Consider the following 22,509-nt stretch of genomic DNA (forward strand, 5'->3'; position numbering starts at 1 on the left):
GTAGTGTTTAAGCAGGGCATTAGTGTTTAAGCGGGACGTAGCTGGCCGCGCTCGGACGTCATAATGATTGACGGGTCGGGACGCGCATCGTTGACGAAACTACGGAAGCGTTTGAGTTTGTCTGGGTCGCTAATGGCGTTGGCCCATTCGCACTGGTAGCTATCGACAACATGCTGCATTTGCCGCTCCAGCTCGCTATTAATGGCTAAGCTGTCTTCCAGAATCACCTCTTTGAGGTACTCCAGGCCGCCGTCGAGGTTTTCGCGCCATACGGAGGTGCGCTGCAGTCGGTCGGCGGTGCGTACATAAAACATCAAGAAGCGGTCAATAGTGCGGTAGAGCTGCTCGTCATCAAGATCTGTTGCAAACAGTTCAGCGTGGCGAGGGCGCATGCCACCGTTACCGCACACGTAGAGGTCCCAGCCGTTTTCGGTGGCGATAATACCGATATCCTTGCTCTGAGCCTCGGCGCATTCCCGGGTACAGCCTGAAACACCAAACTTAATTTTGTGGGGCGCGCGCAGGCCTTTGTAACGATTTTCCAGTTTGATGGCCATGCCGACGCTGTCCTGCACGCCGTAGCGACACCATGTGCTGCCGACACAGGACTTCACCGTGCGTAGTGATTTGCCATAGGCGTGGCCGGTTTCAAATCCTGCCTCAATGAGCTCGCCCCAGATAGCGGGGAGGTCTTCTAAACGTGCGCCGAACAGATCGATGCGCTGGCCGCCGGTGACTTTGGTGTAAAGCTGGTACTTCTGGGCCACTTGCCCGAGCACGACTAACTTATCGGGAGTGATTTCACCGCCTGCAATGCGCGGCACCACCGAGTAGGTACCGTTTTTCTGCATATTGGCCATAAAGGTGTCATTGGTATCCTGCAGCGGCACGTGAGCAGCATCGGTGATCGGTTCGTTAAAGCAGGAGGCTAGAATGGACGCCACAGCGGGCTTGCAGATATCGCAGCCCAGGCAGTGGGTGTCTTGATTGCCGTGTTTTTCGATCAATTCTCTGAAGGTTTTGATGCCTTCCACGCGCACAATATCGTAAAGCTCCTGGCGGGTATGGGCGAAGTGCTCGCAAATCGATTTATCAACTTCTACGCCGCGGGCTTCTAGCTCGTGGTCGACCACGCTTTTGAGCAATGCGGTGCACCCACCACAGCCTGTGCTGGCTTTGGTCGCCCCTTTGACGTTGGCAAGGTCAGTGGCACCGCCATCAATGGCGGTGCAGATATTACCTTTAGTGACGTTATGGCATGAACAAATCATCGCGGTTTCCGGCAGCGCGTCTGGGCCTAGCGCTGGGGCGGCTCCGCTCTGCTGGGGAAGAATCAACGAGGCTGGCTCTTTGGGCAGCTCAATGCCGTTGGCGTAGTACTGTAAGAGGGTGTCGTACGCGCCGTTGTCGCCGACTAACATTGCGCCCAGCAGCTTTTTACCATCACTGGTTACCACCATCTTGCGATACACCTGGGTGATCGGGTCGAGATAGCGAAACATTCGCGCACCGGGGTTTTGGGTGCCATGGGCATCGCCGATAGAGCCCACATCTACGCCCAGTAACTTCAGCTTGGTGCTCATGTCGGCACCGCTAAAGTGTGTATCGCCGCCAGTGAGGGTGGAGAGCGCCGCTTTGGCCATTTGGTAGCCAGGGGCGACTAAACCAAAAATACTCTGGTTCCACAGCGCGACTTCGCCAATGGCGAGAATGGCGGGGTCGCTGGTGCAGCATTGGTCATCAATAACCACGCCGCCGCGCTCGCCAATGTCTAAACCGCATTCGCGTGCCAAGGTATCTTGTGGACGAATGCCTGCTGAAAACACAATCAGGTCGGTTTCCAGCACTTTGTCATCCTGGAACACCATGCGCAGGCGGCTGGTCTCGCCAGGTTCGATACGCTGGGTAGCTCGCTCGGTAAGCACCTGGACGCCCAGTGCTTCAATTTTTTCCTTGAGTAGCTCACCGCCTTCGTTATCTACCTGCATAGGCATCAAGCGTGGAGCAAACTCCACCACGGCAGTATCTAGATTAAGGTCGCGTAGCGCATTGGCGGCTTCCAATCCAAGTAACCCACCCCCAACGACCACACCGTTCGTAGCGTTTTCTGCTGCTGCTTGAATGGCGTCCAGGTCATCCAGCGTGCGATAGACTAGACAGCCTTCGCTGTCGTTGCCGGGAATAGGCGGTACAAACGGGAAGGAGCCGGTGGCCAGAACGAGCTGGTCATACGGGTAGCTGCCCTGGGCAGTGATGACGGTTTGCTGTTCGCGATCAATGCGAGTGACCGCCTCACCGCTGCGCAAAGTAATGCCATGGGTGGTGTAGTAATCGGCTTCGCATAGCGCCAGCGACTCCGCGTCGCGCCCGCTAAAGTACTCCGAAAGATGCACGCGGTCGTAGGCGCGATGGCGTTCTTCGCCAAAAATCGTTACTTCGAAACGCTCAAGCGCACCGCTCTCCACTAGCTGCTCGGCCAAGTGGTGGCCGACCATGCCGTTACCAATAATGATCAGTTTTGTTGGGGTTGCCATGATTATGCCGCCTCTGAGGTCGGTGGATGAGAAGAGGATGGAGAAGACGATGATGAGGAAGCAGGACTGTTCGCGTTATCAGCGTGCTCGGTTTGCAGTACCTCGGCATCGCAAGGGCCAAACAGTAGTGCTTGGCGGCAAGCCGTAAGGTCAGCACTTGCCAATGCCTGTTCGAAATACCAAGGACCGTGGCGGGTATCGCCGTAGAGCACCGCCCCTTCAAGTTGGCCATCGCGGAGTAGCAGGCGGCGGTAGTCGCCGCTTTCTGGGTCGCGGTAGCGCAGTACGTCGTGCTCGGGGCCTGCTTCGGTAGGGCCAAATGCGAAGAGCGCTACGCCGCTGACTTTCAACTTGGTAGCAGTAGGGGCTTCTTGATAACCATCCGAGGATTCCCCACACAGTACGGCTGCTAACACGTCAACCTGATGCCAAATCGGCTCCACTAGTCCATAGGTGTGCTGCTCAAATTGGCAGCACTCTCCCAGGGCTGCGATATGCGGGTCAGACGTGGTCAGGTGCGCGTCAACCACAATGGCACGTTCGCAGCGAAGCCCCGCTTGCTGCCCCAGCTCTACATTGGGCGTAATGCCCGCCGCGACAATCACACTATCGGCGGGTAAACGGCGGCCATCGCTCAGCATGACCGCCTGGACGTGTCCGTGGCCGTTATCTTCCAGCGCAGCTAGCGAGGCGTTTGTTTCGATGTGGAGACCACGCTTACTCAGAGTGTTCTCCAGCAGTTGGGCAGCGGTTTCATCCAACTGACGATTCATTAAACGCGCGCTGCGTTGAAGTACGCTAACCGAGAGCTTTTGAGAGAGTTCTTGAAAAGGCTCTTGAGAAGGCTCTTGAGAGAACGACTGCTCGCTGCGCTTACGCAGGCCTTCGGCGGCTTCCAAGCCCAGCAGGCCGCCGCCGATAACGACCGCATTACCACCACGTTGGGCGATGGCTTTTAGGGCGGTGGTGTCTTGCAAATCGCGAAAGCTATGGACGCCCGCTAGCTCAATGCCGGGAACGTTGGGTATCGTTGGTCGTGAACCCGTCGCGATCACTAAGTGATCGTAATCCAGGCAGCGGTCGCTCTCCGTAGTAATACGGCAGTTGTCGCGATCAATCGTTACTACTTTTTCGCCGAGAAGTAGGGTAATGCCCTGTTTGGCGTACCATGCTTGGTCACGGAAAGTAAGCGCATCGGTGGCTAGCTCACCCGCCAATAAGGGGGAAAGCAGTATTCGGTTATAGGCAGGGACAGGCTCTTCACCAATAACGGTGATACACGTTGGGCGCCGTGGATGGCGCACCAGCGCTTCAATTAGGCGATGGCTGGCCATGCCGTTGCCAATGATAATTAGGTGGTCGATAGATGCGCACCGGGAAGTGGTTTCCATAGGTGGCTCCTTGCATTCAGCATGTGTGTCGAGCAATAAAAAAACGCCCCTGACACTGCCCTTCGTTAAGAAAGGTGTGTCAGGGGCGTCGTTGCCCGTTAGCGTCGTTAAGTCACGTCGATGAGCACGCTGTGCACCCGCCGTTGGCTGCCGAGTTGTCTCATATGCTTAATACGCAGCAAAAAATTAGCCAGCTACTCCCTTGATATGAATTAATCCTTTTTAATCAGATGCTTGGTTTTTTGATGTGCCCACAAGCTCTCGCCTGAGTAAATAAGTAAGCGCACACTATTGGTGCGTTTGGCGAGTGCTGCGCACGGTCATAGAACGCTAGTGGGCAAACAGAGGGGGTTGAACGTGCTATCAAATGATTTGGTGGTTTTTATAAGATTTTGTTTTTGAATGTTATTTTGTTTTTTGTAGGGAGTTGGGCTTATTGATTGCAGTAATGTTGATAACAAGTAATAACGGCTCATTGCAGTGTATTAGCCAAATAAAACACAACGACAAATCGCAACGAACAACACTAACTGCAGCAAACCACTGATGAGTATGGCACCAAAGTGGGTGCCCCTGTGACAACGGCGTCCAGGCAGGCTTCTTTTGAGAAGCTCGCTTGGGCGCTTTTTGCTTTTTAACGCCGGAGGAAAACGCAATGCCAAAGGCTAATCGGCTCGCTGAAGGCGATATCCGCACCACGTGTCCCTATTGCGGCGTTGGCTGCGGAGTGAAAGCAACGATAGACAGTGGCAACGTCATCGCTGTGGAAGGAGATCGTGAACATCCTGCTAACTACGGGCGCTTGTGTGTTAAAGGCACGGCGCTGCATGAAACACTGGGCGCGAATGACCGCTTGCAACACCCTCGGGTGGATGGAAAAGACGTTTCCTGGGAGCAGGCGTTAGCCGAAACGGCACGGCGTTTACAGGCGCAGCGTAACGCGCATGGCAATCATACGGTTGCCGCGTATCTTTCGGGGCAGCTGTTAACGGAAGATTACTATGTGGCTAATAAGCTATTTAAAGGCTTTTTGGGCACGCCGCATCTGGATACCAATTCGCGGCTGTGTATGGCGTCAGCGGTGGCGGGCTACAAGCGCGCTTTTGGCGCCGACGCGGTGCCCTGTAGCTATGAAGATTTAGAAGAAGCGGAATTGGTAGTGTTGGTCGGCTCTAATCTGGCCTGGAATCATCCGGTGCTTTATCAGCGCCTGAAAGTTGCCAAAGAGCGCAACCCATTGATGCGTGTGGTGGTCATCGACCCTAGGGTGACCGATAGCTGTGAAATTGCCGATCTTTATCTTGGTATTCGACCGGGCAGCGATGCTTATCTGTTCAACGGGCTGCTGGCGTGGATGTCGGCGCACCGTCGACTAGACAGCCTCTACCTTGAACGGCATACCGAAGGGTTTAGCGAGGCATTAAACGCTGCTCAGCAGAGTGCCAGCAGCGTGAATGATGTCGCAATAGCCTGTGACGTCGACCCCGAGCGCTTAGAAACTTTTTACTATTGGTTTGCCAGCCAGCTGCATGTTGTCACGCTCTATTCTCAAGGGGTTAATCAATCCACCAGCGGCACCGATAAGTGCAATGCCATCATTAATTGCCACTTGGCAGGCGGTAAACTTGGCCTGCCGGGTGCTGGGCCATTTTCAATCACTGGCCAGCCTAATGCGATGGGCGGGCGAGAAGTGGGTGGGCTTGCCAATCAACTGGCGGCGCATATGGACTACCATACCCCCGGTGCGCTTGATCTGGTCAGCCGCTTTTGGGCCACTGAACATTTAATTCCTACGCTGCCAGATGCTCCCGGCCATAAAGCGATTGAACTGTTTGATGCCATTGACCGTGGGGAGATTACGGCGCTGTGGGTAATGGCAACCAACCCCGCCGTTAGCCTGCCGGATGGAGCAAAGGTACGCCGCGCGTTAGCAGCGTGTCCGCTGGTAATTGTATCGGAATGCGTTGCTAACACTGATCTGTTGCCCTATGCCGATATTGTGCTACCCGCGTCAGGTTGGTCGGAAAAGGATGGGACGGTCACCAATTCTGAACGACGAATCTCCCGCCAGCGCGGCATGCTGACACCGCCTGGTGAAGCCCAACACGATTGGTGGATTATCTGCGAAGTTGCTAAACGCTTGGGGTTTGCTGAAGCGTTTAGTTACTCCCATCCATGGGAAATTTTCGACGAGCACGCACGGCTCTCCGGTTTTGAAAACAGTGGCACGAGCAAGCGGTTGTTTGATATTTCGGGACTGGCAGGCAAAGGGCAGGCCGCTTATGATGCGCTCTCGCCGATTCAGTGGCCGGTTAATCAATCTGCGCCGCGGGGCACACCAAGGCTGTTTGAAGAGGGTGTGTTTGCCACGGCCAATGGCCGAGCCAAACTATTGCCGATTACGCCGCGGCTGCCAGAACAGGCGCTCAGTTCGACCTATCCGCTGCGACTGAATACTGGGCGCGTACGCGATCAATGGCACACCATGACCCGCACCGCCAGAGCGCCGCGGTTAATGAATCATCGGGCAGAGCCGTTTATTGAACTGCACCCTGTGGATGCGGCCAACGCGGGCGTAGCTGACCAAGGGCTTGCGATGCTGACGGCAGCTGAAGGTGAGTACCGTGGGCGAGTACGTATTTCAAACGCCCAGCGGCAAGGGGAAGTGTTTGTGCCCATGCACTGGACCGACTGCTTTACAAAGCAGGGCCGAAGCGGCGCACTGATCACTGGCTATACCGACCCCGTGTCTGGCCAGCCAGAAACCAAGCAGGGCGCAGTGGCATTAACGAATCTGCCCATTGATTGGCAAGCAACGTTGCTGGTGGCCAACGACCAAACCAGTACGGATAACCCCAGTTGGTGTGAAAACACTTATTGGTCGCGTATTCCTATGGGTCACTGCGAGCGCTGGCAGCTCGCTGATAGGGCACCGGTCAGCGATTGGTTGGCAACGGTGGAATCTTGGCTCGATGTACCCGCGTCGCTGTGGTGCGAAGATAGTGGTAGCGGCAGACTGCGCGCAGCAGGAATAGTGAATGGCCAGTTACGCTGGTGGCTAATGGTAGGGCCACCGCAAGAATTACCGGGGTTTGCTTGGCTTGAGGCGCGCTTTAACGACGCGACGCTAGACCTTCACCATCGCCAACGGCTACTGGCAGGTTGCGATGATGGTGCGGTAGATGCGGGCCCCGTGGTGTGTAGCTGTCATCAAGTAGGACAAACCACTATCATTAAGGCAATTCGTGGGGGCGATATTAGTGTTGAAGCCCTCGGCGCCCGACTGGCTTTCGGCACTCAGTGCGGCAGCTGTATTCCAGAATTAAAATCATTACTTGAAGAGGAGCGTCCAAATGCGTGCGCTAAGCAAACAACTCACCCAGAAATGGCTTGAGGCCTTTATGCGCCTCAGCCAGCGGGTGTTAGCGCCCTTTGGCCGCGAATCAGCCACGCGCTTAAGCCTTCCGCTTAGCGGCGAATGCCGTTCTGGGACAGTGTATTTAGTCGGTGCAGGCAGTGGAGATATGGAACTGCTCACCTTGAAAGCAGCGCGTCTGTTAATGCAAGCCGATGCGGTAGTCTATGACCGCTTAGTGGGTGACGATGTGCTGGGGCTGATACCGCCAGGCACCGAACGCTATTACGTGGGAAAAGCAAGCGGGCATCATAGCGTGCCTCAAGATGAGATAGGTGCGCTGATCGTATCGCTTGCCCAGGCAGGTAAGTCGGTTGTGCGTTTGAAAGGTGGCGACCCAGGCGTGTTTGGGCGCATGGGCGAAGAGCTGGGAGCATTAGCAAATGCCTCAATATCAGCCGAAATAGTACCAGGCATTACCGCTGCCTCGGCAGCCGCTGCGGGGATGGGTATTCCGCTAACTGATCGTGGCCATGCCCAGCAGCTGCGCTTTATTACGGCGCAACTGTGCCGGGAGGGCGGCACGCCGGACTGGACCAACCTTGCCCGTCAGGATGAAACCCTGGTGTTCTATATGGGACTTTCCAAAGTAGACGCTATCTGCCACGGCCTACGCCAAGCGGGACTGCCGGATACGTGGCCCATTATGTTGGTGGCCAATGCTAGCCAGCCCGAACAGCAATCATTGGTGGGCACGTTAGCGGACATGCCCGCGCGACTCGCTGCTCAACCGTTACCCTCGCCATGCCTGATTATGGTGGGCAGCGTGGTGAGCATGGTGGCAGACAGTCCTGCCGCGAGCACGCTGGCCACCAATGGTGATCAAACGTCATCGTAAAGCATTGGGAACTTGATCAATCTCATTTGGTCGTAGAAGCGGCTAAACAAATAGGAATGGCGGCAACAGTAGGGGCAGGACAAACTACTGCGCTGCCAGATAAGCGTTTGTTAATGTCTGTTTTTTCAAAGACTGTTTTTTCAAAGACTGAGGAGTACACCGTGAAAAAAGGCAAGATACGCGATAACGCACTGAAAGCGCAGCTGCGAACGCCCATGTTCAAAATGCAGCAGCAAACACCGAAAAAAGGTAAAGGCAGCTACTCCCGCAAAGGTAAAGCCTCAGAGCGAGGGCATCGCCAAGCCGCTTAACCAGGCGTTTTGGCGATGCCTTCCCCAGGCATCTTATTGCTCGGCCTTTTTACCGAGCAACTCTCATCAGCTTGGCCGACCTATTGGGTCGGCTTTTTTATTGATAACCTTCTGCCTGCAAATGAAATAACGAAGCATACCTTCCGTTGACTGTTAGCAGTTCTTCATGGGTGCCGCGCTCAATAATTCTCCCCTGGTCAATCACAATGATCTGGTCGGCGCTGCGCACCGTCGAAAAACGGTGAGAGATCAAAATCGTCATTTTATCGCGGCTGTGCTCGCGGAAGCGGGCGAATACTTCTGCTTCTGCTGCGGCATCCATGGCTGCAGTAGGGTCATCTAGCACCAAAATATCGGCATTGTGTCGCATATAAGCACGCGAAAGCGCGACTTTCTGCCACTGGCCGCCGGAGAGCTCTTGGCCATTTTTAAACCAGCGTCCCAGCTGGGTTTGGTAGCCATGTGGCATGCGGTCGATAAAGCTATCCGCCATGCCATCGTGAGCAGCTTGCTGCCAGCGTTTCTCATCGCCAAAGGCATGCGTATCACCCACACCTAAGTTTTCACCTACTGAAAGCTGATAGCGCACAAAGTCCTGGAAAATAACGCCCACCCGTTCCCGTAATGCCTGGGTATTCCAGTGATTAAGGTCGCTGCCATCTAGCAGAATTCGCCCATTGGTGGGACGGTAAAGTCGCGTTAATAGCTTAATTAGCGTCGTTTTACCTGAGCCGTTTTCGCCAACGAGTGCAATACTTTTGCCAGGGGGTAAATGCAAAGAAATATCGTGTAATACTTCGCTGCCACCTGGGTAGGCGAAGCTGACGTGCTCAAAGCGCAGCCCATCTCCTGGCGTTATGCCCTGGGAAAGATCGCCTTCTTCGGCGTCCGTTGGCTGCTCAAGGTATTCGTAGAGGTTTGATAAGTAAAGGTTATCTTCGTACATACCGCTGACCGCTGTCAGGCTTGCCGATAACGCTCCTTGGCCTTGCTTAAACACCATTAAGTACATGGTCATTTGACCCAGGGTGAGTGCTCCAGCGACCGTTTCGACCACCACCCAGCCATAAGCAGCATAAAACGTGAGCGTGCCCAGTAAGCCAAGGATAAATCCCCAGCTTTCTCTGCGCAGGGTTAACCGTCGGTCTTCGGCAAATAGCTGGGTAAAAATATCTCGGTAGCGCTGCAGAAAAAGGCCTTCTAAACCGAAAAGCTTTACTTCTTTAATACTGTCTTCCCTTGCCAATACCGTTTCCAGGTACATCTGCATACGGGTTTGCGGTGAACGCCAGCGAAATAGCCGAAAGGCATCGCCGGAAAACTTCGCTTCTGAGAGAAACACCGGTAACGCTCCAACTACCAAGATCAATAGCGCCCACGGTGAAAACTGCACCAGGAGAAATCCGAAACTGACCAACGAAATAGCGTTCTGTAGCAGTCCAAAGGTTTTATTGACGAGGGCGAGCGGACGGGTGGATGCTTCGCGGCGGGCGCGAGTGAGCTTGTCGTACAGTTCGGAGTCTTCAAATTGGCTGAGTGATAAGGTGCCCGCCTTCTCTAAAATCATCACGTTGACTTTCTGGCCTAGCAACGCACGTAATAGTGATTGCTGAGCAGCCAGCCCACGTTGAGCCAGGGCGATAAACGCAATAATCAACCCTTCCAGGGCCACCAAACCTAATACCGGGGTTAGCGTTTCCCACAGATTAGGTGAATTCGCTGCCTGATAGCTGTCCATTGCCGCCACGACGCCATCAACAATCAACTGACCAACCCAGGCGGCCACGGCAGGCAAAACCCCAGCGACTAAGGTACATAACGCTAAACCAAGCATCATCCAGCGGGAAGTTTCCCACACCAACGCAAGCGCGCGTCGGCTATAACGGAACACGCTAAAAAATCCGCTGAAAGGGGAGTGAGCGGGTACAGAAGGGGGTGGCGTCATTGATTAGCAACATAACCGATAAAAGTGGTTGCCATGATGCGATGCTTTGGCGTTGATAGCTAGCCTACTGCTGGGCAGTGCGTTAATTGCCCAGCAGTAAGTGAACCAAGTCGGTGCTGCAACGTGGAGCTAAGGGCAGGTAGCAGAACGTTTAAAGAGGTAATACCGCACCATCAGTGCGTGGTTCGGTCCCCCCTTGCAGAACACCGCTGTCAGGGTCACGCAGGATAATTTGACCGCGGCCAAAGCTAATTGAATCAGCCACTTTTACAATGTGATGTCCGCGACTCGCCAACGCCAAGGCAAGATGGTTGGGGAAATCGGCTTCAACCTCAACCGTTGTGCCTTTGGTCCATTTCCAGCGGGGCATATCTAATGCGGCTTGCGGGTTTAAGTGATCTTCCAGCATGGCCGTCACTACCTGCAGCTGTCCTTGAGGCTGCATATAGCCGCCCATGACGCCAAATGGCCCCACTGCTTGGTTATCTTTGGTAATAAACCCAGGAATAATGGTGTGATAGGTGCGTTTGCCGGGGGCTAATGCATTGGCATGTTTTGGGTCTAGGGAGAACGACCAGCCGCGGTTTTGTAGGCTAATGCCGGTGCCTGGCACCACCATGCCAGAGCCAAACCCTTTAAAATTACTCTGGATAAACGACACCATATTGCCGTCGCTGTCGGCGGTCGCAAGATACACGGTGCCGCCTTGTAAGGGGTTGCCATGGACAGGATCAACGGCCTGCTCGCCAATCAGTGCGGCGCGCGCTTTTAAGTAGCCATCATCTAGCATCTGCTCGATGCTAGGAGCCATGTCAGCACGCTCAGTAATGTGTTTGAAACCATCCATGTAGGCCAGTTTCGTAGCTTCGATGCGGCGGGGAAGAGGTTCTAAGGGGTTACCTGGGCAGGCTTCTAGACGTTCCAACATACCAAGTGCTTGGAGCACGATCATACCGCTGCCGTTGGGGGGAATCTCCCAAATGTCGTGTCCTTTATAGCGAATGCTAATGGGATCTACCCATTCCGGCTGATAGGCGGCAAGATCTTCTTTACGCAATAAACCGCCGTGTTTCTGGGAAAACGCATCAATAGCGTCTGCCAGTTCGCCTTTATAAAAGGCTTCGGCCTTGGTGTTGGCGATAGCGTTTAAGCTGTTAGCGTGATCAGGCGATGACCACATCTCATCCGGGCGTGGAGCGCGACCTTTTGGCGCGAACGTATCGAACCAGGGCTTGAAAGCAGCTTCACTATAAGCTGAGTAGGTAGTGAAAGCTTCTTGCCACATTTGATGAATAACGGGCGTCACCGCAAAGCCTTCTTCCGCCAAGGCAATGGCTGGGGCTAGCAACTGTGCAAACGGTAACTTACCAAAGCGCTCAGAAAGCATCGCCCAGGCGGCGGGGGCTCCAGGTACGGTCACTGGCAGCATGCCGTGGTTGGGTATCGTGTCATGGCCCAGTGCTTTTATTGCCTCAATGGTCGCTGCTTGAGGGGCTGGGCCACTGGCGTTGAGTCCGTGTAGTTTGCCATTCACCCATACAATGGCGAAAGCATCGCTGCCAATGCCGTTGGAGGTCGGCTCCACCACGGTGAGCGCCGCTGCTGTGGCGATGGCAGCGTCAATCGCGTTACCACCCTGCTGTAAAATGCTAATACCGACCTGGGCAGCCAACGGTTGGGACGTCGCAACCATGCCGCGTTTGCCAAACGTCGCCATCCGGCGAGAAGCGTTAGGGTAGTAGAGTGCATTGTTATACATACGAGTCCCCGTATTTTTTGTTAGCTAATAAAAAGAGCGCCGTAAACTAATGCGCCGATAACAACAAACGCGGGGTGAATGTTAAAGCGCACTAAGGCAACCGCTGCGACACCCCCCAGTAAAAAGGTATGCAGCATGCCACTGCTGTTGATGCTTTCCATGAAAAAACCAAGGGTTAGCCATGCCATCATCATGGCGATTACCGGACGAACCCACTGGCTCATGCGTTTGACACGCGGAGAGTTGCGGTGGCGATAAAGCAGCCCCAGCGCCCCAATCATCAGCAGTAAAGAGGGAATCACCGTTGCTGAAACGGCCACAAATGCTCCGCCAATGCCAGCGACGTCATAGCCGACGTAGCCCGCCATTTTAGTAGCAATAGGGCTGGGGAGGGCGTTACCCAAGGCCAGGGTTTCGGCGAACTCTTGAGAGGTCATCCAGCCATAACGGCCAACCACTTCGGCTTCAACAAGAGGAATAATTGCTGGGCCGCCGCCGTAGCCAATAATGTTAGGAATGAAAAACGCTAAGAAAAGCTCCCAGTAGATCATGCCGAGTCTTCCACGCGTTTTTCACCCGCAGGGCGCAGCAAGGCTGTTAGCAGGATGGCACCAATCACCCAGCCCGGATGCACACCTAGCCAGTAGATTAAACCGCCCGAGATTAACGCCATGAGAGTGCTAGTTAACCAGCCGAGGGCAGCGTTGGATTTGTCAAAGAAGTCCCACGCTAACTGCCCCATCATGACCATAACGACAGGAATGACGGCCTGCCCCATGCCGCGTATCCAGGCGACGTCACGATAGCGACTAAAAATGCCTAGCATCGCTATCATCGCAACAATCATCGGCAGAATAACGGCAATAACAGCGGCTGCGCAGCCACTGACACCCGCGACTCGGTAGCCGATATAGCCAGGCATTTTAGTGGCGATAGGCCCCGGCAGCGTATTGCCAATAGCTAACACATCGGCAAACTCCTCATCGGTTAACCACTGGTACCGTGTAACGACTTCAGCGCGTACCAGAGGTATCATTGCTGGGCCACCACCGAAGCCAAAAATGCCAACGCGGAAAAACGCCCAAAAAAGCGCTGTTTGTTTCATGTGCCCACTGCCCACAGTGGAGACATCTCAATTAAGAACATCAGGCGTGCCTACCTATCGTTTGTGTGGCAAAAAATCGATTATTTTGACTAAAATAGAATATAGGTGCGCCTGTTGTGGGGCGTCAACAGCTAGTCATAGAATCTCCTTAACTACCGCGTTCGCGAAGGATACGCAAAAGGAGCATGGAGTGAACAAACACATACCCCTTCCTACTGGTACGGCCTCCTCTAGCCCTATTTATGATGCATTGCGTAAAGATTTAGTGGATGGCCGCTTTGCCGCAGGCGAAAAATTAGCCATTAATGCGCTCAAAGAGCACTACCAAGTAGGGTTAAGCCCGCTGCGTGAAGCATTAAATAAATTGGCGGCTTACGGCTTATTAATCCAAGAAAACCAACGCGGCTTTAGGGTGCCAAAGCTATCACGAGAGGAGTTGGATGATATTGCCCGCTTGCGAAAAGAACTGGAAGGGATGGCCCTAGAGCAGGCAATTGCTTATGGCGATGAGGTATGGGAAGCCGACCTGCTGGCAGCGGCGCATCGCTTAAAACGAGCCGATATGTCGCTCGACAAAATTGACGAGTGGGAGCGGCTTCATACTCAGTTTCATCGCACCCTGGTAGCACCTTGTGGGTCTGTCTGGTTGCTGCGATTTATCGAACAGCTCCACGACCAGTTTGACCGCTATCGCCGTTTGGGACCCAAAATACCCGCTGTTCGCCAAGCGTTAGATGAACAGCATGACGAACTTGTTGAACTGGCGCTAAGCCGAGATGGCAAAGCGGCTCCCGCCCTAATGGAAGCGCACATTCACAAATCCTATGAAGTGGCGCTGGCGCGATATCAGTCGCATGTCTGAAGTATTTGAGGTTTCCTGCAGGTACACTGGAGCGTTTTAACAGTGGCTTTCGGCCACGCCACGTAAGGTAGTAGGTGCAATGCAAGCGGCAGATAACCAGATAGCGGAACAGACATTAGCATGGGTGCGCACGTTTATTGTTGGGCACAATATATGCCCGTTTGCTAAACGCGAGCTTGAAGGCGGTACTCTTCGGGTTGAGGTAGTGCGCTCGAAAAAAATCGACGTGGCATTGGAAGAGCTTATTGCCGAAGTGGAGTGGTTAAATGAGCATCCAGAAACGGAAACCACGCTACTGATATTTCCCACGCTGTTTAAAAACTTTGACCACTACCTGGACTATATAGAGCTTGCTGAAAATCTTCTGGCAGAATTGGGGTATGAAGGGGTCTATCAGTTAGCAACGTTCCATCCTGACTACTGTTTTGCCGATGCTGAACCTGAAGACGCAGCCAATTACACCAACCGTTCGCCCTATGCGATGGTTCATCTGTTGCGCGAGGCTAGTGTCGAAAAAGCCATTGCTTTTTACGGTGATACGGAGCAAATTCCTGAGCGAAATATTGCCCACTTAACCGAATTAGGCAGCGCCGCTGCTGAAGAGCTATTGCAACGCTGTCTTAAATGATCCGATGCCCTTTTTATCAAGCGGCCATTAAAGCGCTTTATACATCACGTAGCTATCAACGAATCCAAGGGATGCATGCCGGTAGGCATTGGGAATCGTGCCGACAATAGCAACCCCTAGCCGTTGCCATAGGGCGACGGCCACTTGGTTAGTGGCCAACACCGAATTAAATTGCATCGCTTCAAAACCATAGTGACGTGCTATCTGTTGCGAGTGCTCGCACATTGCGCGGGCGACACCTTTTCCTCTGGCAGCAGGCGATACCATATAGCCGCAGTTACAAACATGCTGGCCAGGGCCTGCTGCGTTGGCTTTTAGATAGTAAGTGCCTAGTAACTCGCCTTGGTTATCTGTTATCGCAAATGACGCCTTGGGCTGCTTACACCACAATGTATAAGCCGCTTCAAAGCTAATGTCTGGATCTATTGCATACGTTTCTTGTGCCACAACAATGGATTGAAAGTGTGGCCAGAAAGTAGCGAAGTCCTCTTGCGTCATTGGCGTAAAGCTAAGTGTGGTCATGGTTTTGGCGTTTAGTCGAGTGATTATCGAGCGACGTCTGTCACGATTTCGTAGCTACGCAAGCGGTCGGCATGATCATAAAAATCGCTGTTGATCATTAGTTCGTCGGCCCCTGTCTGTGCTTGAAATGCCTCTAGTTCAGCTTTGACCGTATCGGGTCCACCAATAATGGCTGCGCCTAGGAATTGGCTTACTTGAGAGCGTTCCATCGGTGTCCAGTCTAGCTGTTCAAGGGGGGGCAGCGACTGGGTCGGCTTCCCTCGAATAAGGCTCAGGAATTTCTGTTGAGAGGTCGTTGCCAAGTAATGGGCCATAGCATCACTTTCTGCGGCGATAACGGGCAACCCTACCATGGCGTGGGGTTTATCCAAGTGCTCCGAAGGCCGGAAATTATCGCGATAAAGCCGCAACGCTTCAAATAAGTATCCCGGTGCAAACTGGGCTGCAAACGCAAAAGGGAGCCCGAGTTTTGCGGCTAATTGCGCACTATAGCCGCTAGAGCCGAGTAGCCAGATAGGTACGTGGGTACCCTGCCCAGGGACGGCTTTCACGCGCTGCTGTGGGTCCGCATCCGCTAAGTAGCTTCGCAGTTCATTAAGCAGTTGTGGAAAGTCATCGACGCCCGCCTGAGCATTGCGGCGCATCGCTTGCATGGTGGCACCATCTGAGCCGGGTGCACGGCCCAGCCCTAAATCAATCCGACCAGGATAGAGCGTTTCTAAGGTGCCAAACTGCTCAGCGATCACCAGGGGAGGATGGTTGGGCAGCATAATGCCACCGCTGCCCACGCGTATAGTGGATGTTTGCCCAGCGACATGACCAATCAATACGGCAGTCGCTGCGCTCGCGATGCCAGCAATGTTGTGGTGTTCCGCCAGCCAGTAACGCGTATAGCCGAGCTGTTCGGTCCGTTGTGCTAGGGATACGCTATTGCGAAACGTTTCTTCAGCGCTACCGCCTTGACGAATCGGTGCTAAGTCCAGCACAGAAAGGGCGGTATTGGCGAGTTGGCTCATGGGGCACCTGCATTAAAAAGCGTATGGACGGCTAAATTTACGGCGTTATTTATTAGCACGCTAGGTATCCCAGTGTTATGTGGGCATGCAAGAAGAAATGCAAGGTGCCATTGTTGCCCGTTCGCAGCGTCGGTTAGTCGGTGGGTGGCGTTGGCCGAATCAAAATCTCGTTCACATCGACGTGAGGGGGTTGGGAAAGCGCATAAATCACGGCGTTGGCAATATCGCGATCTTCGAGCGCATGCTCTGGTGGCTTATCAAAGAAGGGGGTATCCACCATGCCGGGTTCAATCAAAGTAACGCGCATTCCGGTTCCGCGTAGTTCTTCTCGCAGATTGTAGCCTATGCCGGTCACTGCCCACTTTGTGGCGCTGTACATCGAGCCTGGAATTGTGGTTCTCCCAGCGGCTGAACCGGTTAATAATACATGCCCTTTGCTCCGTTTTAGTGCGGGAAGGCATGCCTGAAGCGTTAGCCCTACACCGTAAATGTTGGTCAGGATCATTTCGCGCCAGGCGTCGTGATCTGCACCGCTAAAGCCTCCAGGAGAACCACCGCGCCCAGCGTTTGCAAAGACCGCATCTATACGCCCAAATGTTTCAAGTGCTTGATCGACCATTGCTTGTTGTTGTGCCATGTCGGTGACATCCAACGCACATGTCAGCACGTTTTCGGGGCCAAGCTCTTGAGCCAGTGCGGTGAGTTTGTCGGTAGAGCGGGCGGCAAGTATTAGCTTATAGCCTTCACGCGAGGCTGCTCGCGCGGTGGCGGCACCAATTCCACTTGAGGCGCCAGTGATCATTAGGACACGGTGCTGCATATCGTGTGCTCCTAGCTCATTCAGGAAAGGGGAGCTATTAGAATGGCTAATTGCCCACAGTGTTGCAAATGAGCTGGTTCAGCTAGTGTGCGTGTTTTTCGTCTTTGCGTTTGAGCATGGATGAGAGATCGAGTATCGACTGCGCCATGTCGGCCATGCTTTTACTTTGATCCATCGATGTTTTACGCAAAAACCGGTAAGCCTCCTCTTCGGTCATCTCCTGGTAGGCCATAATAAGGCCTTTGGCACGTTCGATGAGCTTACGCTCACGAAGTGCTTTGCGGGTATTTTCCAGCTCATCACTAAGACCTTGAAGATGGCTCGATTGGGCGTGAGCAAGCTCAATCAGTGAACGCCCTAATGGAGATGTTAAGGCGCTGGCCGTCAGCTCTCCTAAGGGTTGAGTATCGCTTAAGGCCAAGAGCTGTTCGCAAGGAGCGAGTGTTGGTTGGCTAAGGGGTGTTTTAGCCTTCTCTAACGTCGAATGCACCTGAGCAATTTTTCGATGGCATAACGCCGTTAACTGGCGATTTAGAGTGTCTTCAACGGCCTTAATGCTATCGATACGTAATGTGGTTAGTTCGTACCATGTTTCGCCAAGCGCTTTGTCTGTGCGGGTTTCTTGGTGAGAATATTGGCAAGCATGCTGGTAAGCAGTGTTGCGAAGCTGTTGAATCCCCGCGAGTGTTCGCGGCGAGAGAGCCTGTTGCCAAGCAAGCTCTGCCTCGGGCGAGGCAAACTCTTCAAAGGTATCGAAGCAGCGCTGCTGGTCACGTACTAATTGATTCATCAACTCGCGATGGGCATCGTCGAAATGCCCACTGGTAAAGCCAAAGGCACCGCAGGCACGTTCTTGCCCAGCGAGCTCTTTGCCTTGCATAAGGTGAAAAATAGCTACCAGTGCACGTGTGATGTCCGGGTCTACCGAGGTGTCTGCTGCTTCAAATACAATAGCGAGAAGACCGCTGATTAAGTGGTTAAACGCTTGAGTTGCCGCGTCAGGGGAGACTGCAAATGAATGGATTGCTTGTCGCAAAGTGTCAAGGTCATCCAGAGCAAGCCACACTGCAGCGATCCGCCTGAGTAAGCGTGCCGCTGCCTGTGGCCGTGCTTCTTCGGCAAGCGCTTCTAGTCGCTGGCGCATAACGGTCTCAGCTTCTTGGCTACGCTGTACAAATTCCTTTCGCCGAGTGGCAAACCGCTTACCTTTAGAGGCAAGATAAATTGTTGAGGCTCCTCGTTCACGTTGGAGTGCATGAATAAAACCACTAATATCGCCAACGATTTCTGAGGTAGTGGTTAAGTGGTGCAGACTGTCGATATCGCATCGAAGGGCGGTTAAGAGTAGCTGTTGGGCTGAAGACATAATGGTTTCCTTTAACTCCCCGCCTGAGATGAAGTCCCCCCTGTCGCAACAACGTGTCGCAAAAAATCGTCGCGGATAAAGCGTACAGAGGGGGTAAGTGAACACTAACGCAGCGAGAGTGCGCCTGCGTTCGTATCGTCGCCAACCGCATCACGATAGGCTGTTGCTTCTTCAGCTTCTGTAGCATCGCTGAAACGTACTACCAGTACACAAGAAGCGAGCACTAATACGGTAATGCCGAGGTAAAAAAGCCCTTGTTGATAACCAAGACTTTCACTACGGAACAGAAAAGCTGCAGATACGGCGCCCACGTTTCCACCCGCACCCACAATACCCGCAACAGCCCCCAGTGCTTTTTTATTAATAAAGGGCACCACACCAAATGTCGCTCCCTCAGCCATCTGAACAAACAGGCTAAATACCAGCATGATGCCGATTGCGAGGCTTAAGATATGCATTTGTGAGAAGGCAATGAGCGCTATTCCTTCACACACCAAGGCGATAAACAGCCAGCGGACTCGACCTTTTAAACCCCCTTGTTTGGCGAATAGGTCTGAAAAAACGCCACCAAGGGTGCGGGCAAAAATATTCATAAGGCCAAACAAACCAGCGATTAAACCAGCGGTTGCCAGGGTCAGGTCAAACTTGTCGAAGAAATAAATAGCGGCAATATTGTTGATCGTTAACTCAACGCCGAAGCAGAGCCCATAAACAATAAACAACGCCCATACACGAATATCCTTTGCGGCGGCTAGAAAACTTTGTACTGCACTATTTTCACCTGTGGCTTCGGGTAGCTCACCGCGGGCGCGCAGGTCGCTAAAATTGCCATGGGGGGCGTCTTGGGTAAACAACCAATATCCAATCCCGGTAAAGAACAGCACGACACCAGGCACCACCATCGCTAGACGCCATCCCAGCGTTTCACTAACGCCAAGCATTAGCAAACCTGAGAAGATCAACGGCATCAGAATTTGTGTGGTACCGCCACCCAAGTTACCCCAGCCAGCACTGGTCGCATTGGCGGTGCCAACGACATTCGGCGCAAACATCATCGTGGTGTGATATTGGGTGATAACAAAGGATGCACCGATGGCGCCGATAGCCAAACGAGCGAGCAAGAAGGTCTCAAAGCTATTGGCAAAACCTATGCCCATGACGGGTATAGCGCCTAGCATTAACAAGCCGGTATAGGTTTTACGAGGACCAATTTTGTCGCATAGCACGCCAATCAGCAGACGGACAATAACGGTAATAGCAACGGAGGCAATAATAGTATTGCCGATCTGCGTTTGGGTAAGTGATAGGTCTTCACGGACCACTGCCATTAGTGGTGCGATACCAACCCAGCCAAAAAAGCAGATATGGAACGCGAACCAAGAAAAGTGGAACGCGCGCATTTGAGGGGTGGAAAAGTTTAATAGCCGAATGCGGTTAGCTTTATTGCGAATGTCCATGGATGGCCTCACAGAGCACGATACGAGTGGGTCAAAACATGGCGCTTGGAAAGGCGCTATGTTGTTAACGAGAACATGCCTTCGCCATTGAAGGGCAGGTTCGACGCACTCGTACCCGTTGGGCCTGGTCCACGCCTACCATCATTCAGTAAGAGTGAAGCAATTAGTTCGCCATAAGATGATTTTGTAAATAAAATCATCCATTTATTTTTGTGTGTTTGATAGGAGGGGCGTTGTGGTCGCTGGCGATGCACCAAGGTGGCGCACCTGCGATGTAGAAGTGCGACACGTGAGTGCTGGTTATTCGTGCAAATAAACGGCGTCAATATCTAGTGTTGAACGCTCACCTATCTCCTCAAAGTGAGCCTCTAGCCAGCGCTCGGCAGCGGCGCGCCCTTGGTCAAACAGATAACATAGAAACGCCCACTCTGAATTCATTTTGCTAGATACCGAGAGATCCGCTAGGGCCTGTTCGCCACTGATGCGGTGGAAGAGCGCTTGCTGGTAGCAGTTTTCAATCCCCTGTTCATCCAGTGCGCGCTTAAGTAGCGCAATCATGCGTATTTCTTTAATTAGGGCGGAATTAAAGGTAATTTCATTTAGCCGATTCATAATGGCCGAAGCGGAGGTAGGGACTTCTTCTCTACTGATGGGGTTAATTTGTACCAGCAGAATGTCTCGTGCGCTGCACTCCTCCATCAAGGGGAACAGCGCTGGGTTGCCCATATAACCGCCATCCCAGTACGCTTCGCCTTCTATCTCAACCGCTTGAAATACAAAAGGCAGGCACGCTGAGGCCATGACTGCGTCTACGCTCATCTCTTCGCGGCGAAAGACACGCTGTTTTCCGGTGCGAACGTTAGTGGCCGTCACAAACAGTTTAAGCTGTTCGCAGCGTCTTACGCGTTCGAAATCAATATGTTCAGCAACAATATCGCGCAGTGGATTAATATTAAGAGGGTTCATTTGGTAGGGGGATACCAGCCGGCTTAAAAGGTCCATGGCCACGTAACCCGGGGAATGATCGAGAGACCAGTTTCCGGTAAGTACGTCTAGTGGTGAACGGCGAATTGGACTCGTCATACCTGCTCGACTAACCGCTTTCCAGAACTGGTGCAGCGCTTGCCGAGCCGTCTCTTTGTTACCGCGGGTGAGGGCGTCTGCCATGACCACACCATTCATCGCGCCAGCGCTTGTTCCACTGATGCCCTCTATCTCGATACGGTCGTCTTCAAGCAATCGATCGATAACCCCCCAGGTGTAAGCACCGTGGGCGCCACCGCCCTGTAAGGCGAGATCTAGCTTTTTGATCTGCGACATAGCCGTTCCCTGCTGAGTGGATGATTAAAAGCGGTAACGCACCCAGCATGGCATAAAAGCGTGTGATATGTGTACGTCTCCAAAAAAGGCGCGCAGCACGAAAAGGCGCACAGCATGCCATTAAGGTGAATCTGCTAATGGCGAGGGGCGTCCTGTTGAAAGGGGAACTTCATAAACGGCATGCTCCATCAGTTTATCAAGCTGTAGCGCTAGCTGGCTGCTGGCCTCTTCCATCATGGCTAGCGCTGCAAGCTGACCATTATGATCACCTTGGCGGGCAAATTTCAGCGCTTCTAAACCGCTTTCATGGAAACGCTTATGTGGCGCCGCCAGCGCTTTGTAAGCTTCCGTGTGCTTATAGCGACGACCATCACCCATAAAGTACCAGTGCCCAAGTGTGCAGTGCTGATGATCTTCTAAACTCTCTTCGAGGTGGGCAGAGAGTAGCTGCCTATAAAGGCGGCTTTTCCATACTGCATGCTCAAGTTTGGTGGCGTGCAAATAAGCCGTGGTTGTACTGTGGTGTATGACCTTATACATATGTCGTGACTGGTCTATCAACTGCTCAATTACCTGCTCTGCTGATTGGGCGGCGCTGGTTAGAGCCTTTATTTCCTGCTGCTGATAATCACGGATCTTTGCATCTTCATTTACTTGCGATGTGGTGCGCTCGATCCATTGCGCTAGCTGATGCGCTAATTGCTGAGAGTGTTCTGATAATTCCTGCAGGTCCTGCACAATCGCTGGCATGCCTGCCGGTTGCTCATGGAAGTGAGCGACTTCCAAGGCCGCAGTGATGGCTAGCGCTTGTGTGTGACCTGCGTTATGCCCTAATTCGACACTTAGCTGGCGTATATCGTGAAAGGCTTGCTCGGTCACTAAAGAAGACGATAAATACGCGTCTGTTTGCTGGCAGCGTTGGCGGGGTTGTTGCAATGTTTGTGCGGTTTGCTCGGCTTTATGGAGCCGGCCGAAGGTGTCGGTGAGTGTCGATTGCTCGGCAGCAAGATGCTGAGCGTGGACTTCTACGCCCTTGCTCAACGAGCAAAGCATATCTGCGCCTCTGGCCTGAAGCATGCTGAGTGACTCAACAGGCGTCATCAAGCTGATTGCGCGACAGCCGTGACGCTTTTTTTCGATATCTAACTGGGCATTCAACGCCGCTACTTCTTGTTCTAGGCGATGGATAGTTTGATAAGGGTGCATAAAAGCAAACATGG

18 protein-coding genes are annotated in these 22,509 nt (G+C 53.2%); 5 read left to right on the forward strand and 13 right to left on the reverse strand.

The window, feature by feature from the left end; all coding sequences use genetic code 11:
* Positions 1–26 precede the first annotated feature (26 nt).
* Positions 27–2,534: a nitrite reductase large subunit NirB gene (gene nirB, locus REH51_RS13390; protein ID WP_498936047.1), complete on the reverse strand. Its 2,508-nt coding sequence runs from the start codon at positions 2,532–2,534 to the stop codon at positions 27–29.
* Positions 2,535–2,536: 2 nt separating this feature from the next.
* Positions 2,537–3,925: an NAD(P)/FAD-dependent oxidoreductase gene (locus REH51_RS13395; protein WP_234667867.1), complete on the reverse strand. Its 1,389-nt coding sequence runs from the start codon at positions 3,923–3,925 to the stop codon at positions 2,537–2,539.
* Positions 3,926–4,580: 655 nt separating this feature from the next.
* Between REH51_RS13395 and REH51_RS13400 the strand changes: the two genes are divergently transcribed.
* From REH51_RS13400 to arfA, 3 genes are all read left to right on the forward strand, one after another.
* The gene (locus tag REH51_RS13400) at positions 4,581–7,319 is read left to right on the forward strand and encodes a nitrate reductase (protein ID WP_498936049.1); all 2,739 of its coding nucleotides are present in this window, start codon (positions 4,581–4,583) and stop codon (positions 7,317–7,319) included.
* Positions 7,279–8,178, forward strand: a complete 900-nt coding sequence (gene cobA, locus REH51_RS13405; RefSeq protein WP_009722338.1) for a uroporphyrinogen-III C-methyltransferase — start codon at positions 7,279–7,281, stop codon at positions 8,176–8,178. Before REH51_RS13400 ends, cobA begins: the two co-directional genes overlap by 41 nt.
* Positions 8,179–8,339: 161 nt before the next feature.
* Entirely contained in the window at positions 8,340–8,489 is a 150-nt protein-coding gene (arfA, locus tag REH51_RS13410) for an alternative ribosome rescue factor ArfA (RefSeq protein WP_009722339.1), read from the forward strand.
* 97 nt (positions 8,490–8,586) lie between these two features.
* Here the strand turns inward: arfA and REH51_RS13415 are convergent, their stop codons facing one another.
* The 4 genes from REH51_RS13415 to REH51_RS13430 form a co-directional block, all read right to left on the reverse strand.
* Complete coding sequence (locus REH51_RS13415) at positions 8,587–10,434, reverse strand: ABC transporter ATP-binding protein (protein ID WP_498936050.1); 1,848 nt, start codon at positions 10,432–10,434, stop codon at positions 8,587–8,589.
* A gap of 151 nt (positions 10,435–10,585) precedes the next feature.
* Positions 10,586–12,193, reverse strand: coding sequence for a gamma-glutamyltransferase family protein (locus REH51_RS13420; RefSeq protein WP_498936052.1), 1,608 nt, complete (start codon positions 12,191–12,193; stop codon positions 10,586–10,588).
* A 20-nt stretch (positions 12,194–12,213) separates the two neighbouring features.
* Positions 12,214–12,744, reverse strand: a complete 531-nt coding sequence (locus REH51_RS13425) for a chromate transporter (RefSeq protein ID WP_009722342.1) — start codon at positions 12,742–12,744, stop codon at positions 12,214–12,216.
* Entirely contained in the window at positions 12,741–13,298 is a 558-nt protein-coding gene (locus tag REH51_RS13430; protein ID WP_234667865.1) for a chromate transporter, read from the reverse strand. The genes REH51_RS13425 and REH51_RS13430 overlap by 4 nt, the downstream gene beginning before the upstream one ends.
* A 190-nt stretch (positions 13,299–13,488) precedes the next feature.
* Between REH51_RS13430 and REH51_RS13435 the strand changes: the two genes are divergently transcribed.
* Together REH51_RS13435 and REH51_RS13440 are read left to right on the forward strand one after the other, a co-directional pair.
* Positions 13,489–14,160, forward strand: coding sequence for a GntR family transcriptional regulator (locus tag REH51_RS13435; protein ID WP_498936054.1), 672 nt, complete (start codon positions 13,489–13,491; stop codon positions 14,158–14,160).
* Between the two features lie 79 nt (positions 14,161–14,239).
* Entirely contained in the window at positions 14,240–14,788 is a 549-nt protein-coding gene (locus REH51_RS13440) for a DUF1415 domain-containing protein (protein WP_009722346.1), read from the forward strand.
* A gap of 27 nt (positions 14,789–14,815) precedes the next feature.
* Here REH51_RS13440 and REH51_RS13445 read toward each other — a convergent pair whose 3' ends face one another.
* The 7 genes from REH51_RS13445 to REH51_RS13475 form a co-directional block, all read right to left on the reverse strand.
* On the reverse strand, positions 14,816–15,310 hold the full coding sequence (locus REH51_RS13445) for a GNAT family N-acetyltransferase (RefSeq protein ID WP_498936056.1): 495 nt from the start codon (positions 15,308–15,310) through the stop codon (positions 14,816–14,818).
* Between the two features lie 23 nt (positions 15,311–15,333).
* Positions 15,334–16,326, reverse strand: a complete 993-nt coding sequence (locus tag REH51_RS13450) for an LLM class flavin-dependent oxidoreductase (RefSeq protein WP_498936058.1) — start codon at positions 16,324–16,326, stop codon at positions 15,334–15,336.
* Between the two features lie 133 nt (positions 16,327–16,459).
* Positions 16,460–17,146 (reverse strand): SDR family oxidoreductase, encoded by a 687-nt coding sequence (locus REH51_RS13455; protein WP_009722349.1) that lies wholly within the window; start codon positions 17,144–17,146, stop codon positions 16,460–16,462.
* Between the two features lie 82 nt (positions 17,147–17,228).
* Positions 17,229–18,512, reverse strand: a complete 1,284-nt coding sequence (locus tag REH51_RS13460) for a nitrate regulatory protein (RefSeq protein WP_009722350.1) — start codon at positions 18,510–18,512, stop codon at positions 17,229–17,231.
* A 104-nt stretch (positions 18,513–18,616) separates the two neighbouring features.
* Positions 18,617–19,969 (reverse strand): NarK family nitrate/nitrite MFS transporter, encoded by a 1,353-nt coding sequence (locus tag REH51_RS13465; protein ID WP_498936060.1) that lies wholly within the window; start codon positions 19,967–19,969, stop codon positions 18,617–18,619.
* A gap of 300 nt (positions 19,970–20,269) precedes the next feature.
* Positions 20,270–21,289: a patatin-like phospholipase family protein gene (locus REH51_RS13470; protein WP_009722352.1), complete on the reverse strand. Its 1,020-nt coding sequence runs from the start codon at positions 21,287–21,289 to the stop codon at positions 20,270–20,272.
* 120 nt (positions 21,290–21,409) lie between these two features.
* The gene (locus REH51_RS13475; RefSeq protein ID WP_498936062.1) at positions 21,410–22,507 is read right to left on the reverse strand and encodes a methyl-accepting chemotaxis protein; all 1,098 of its coding nucleotides are present in this window, start codon (positions 22,505–22,507) and stop codon (positions 21,410–21,412) included.
* Positions 22,508–22,509 lie beyond the last annotated feature (2 nt).

The organism is Halomonas bluephagenesis, from assembly GCF_054790765.1.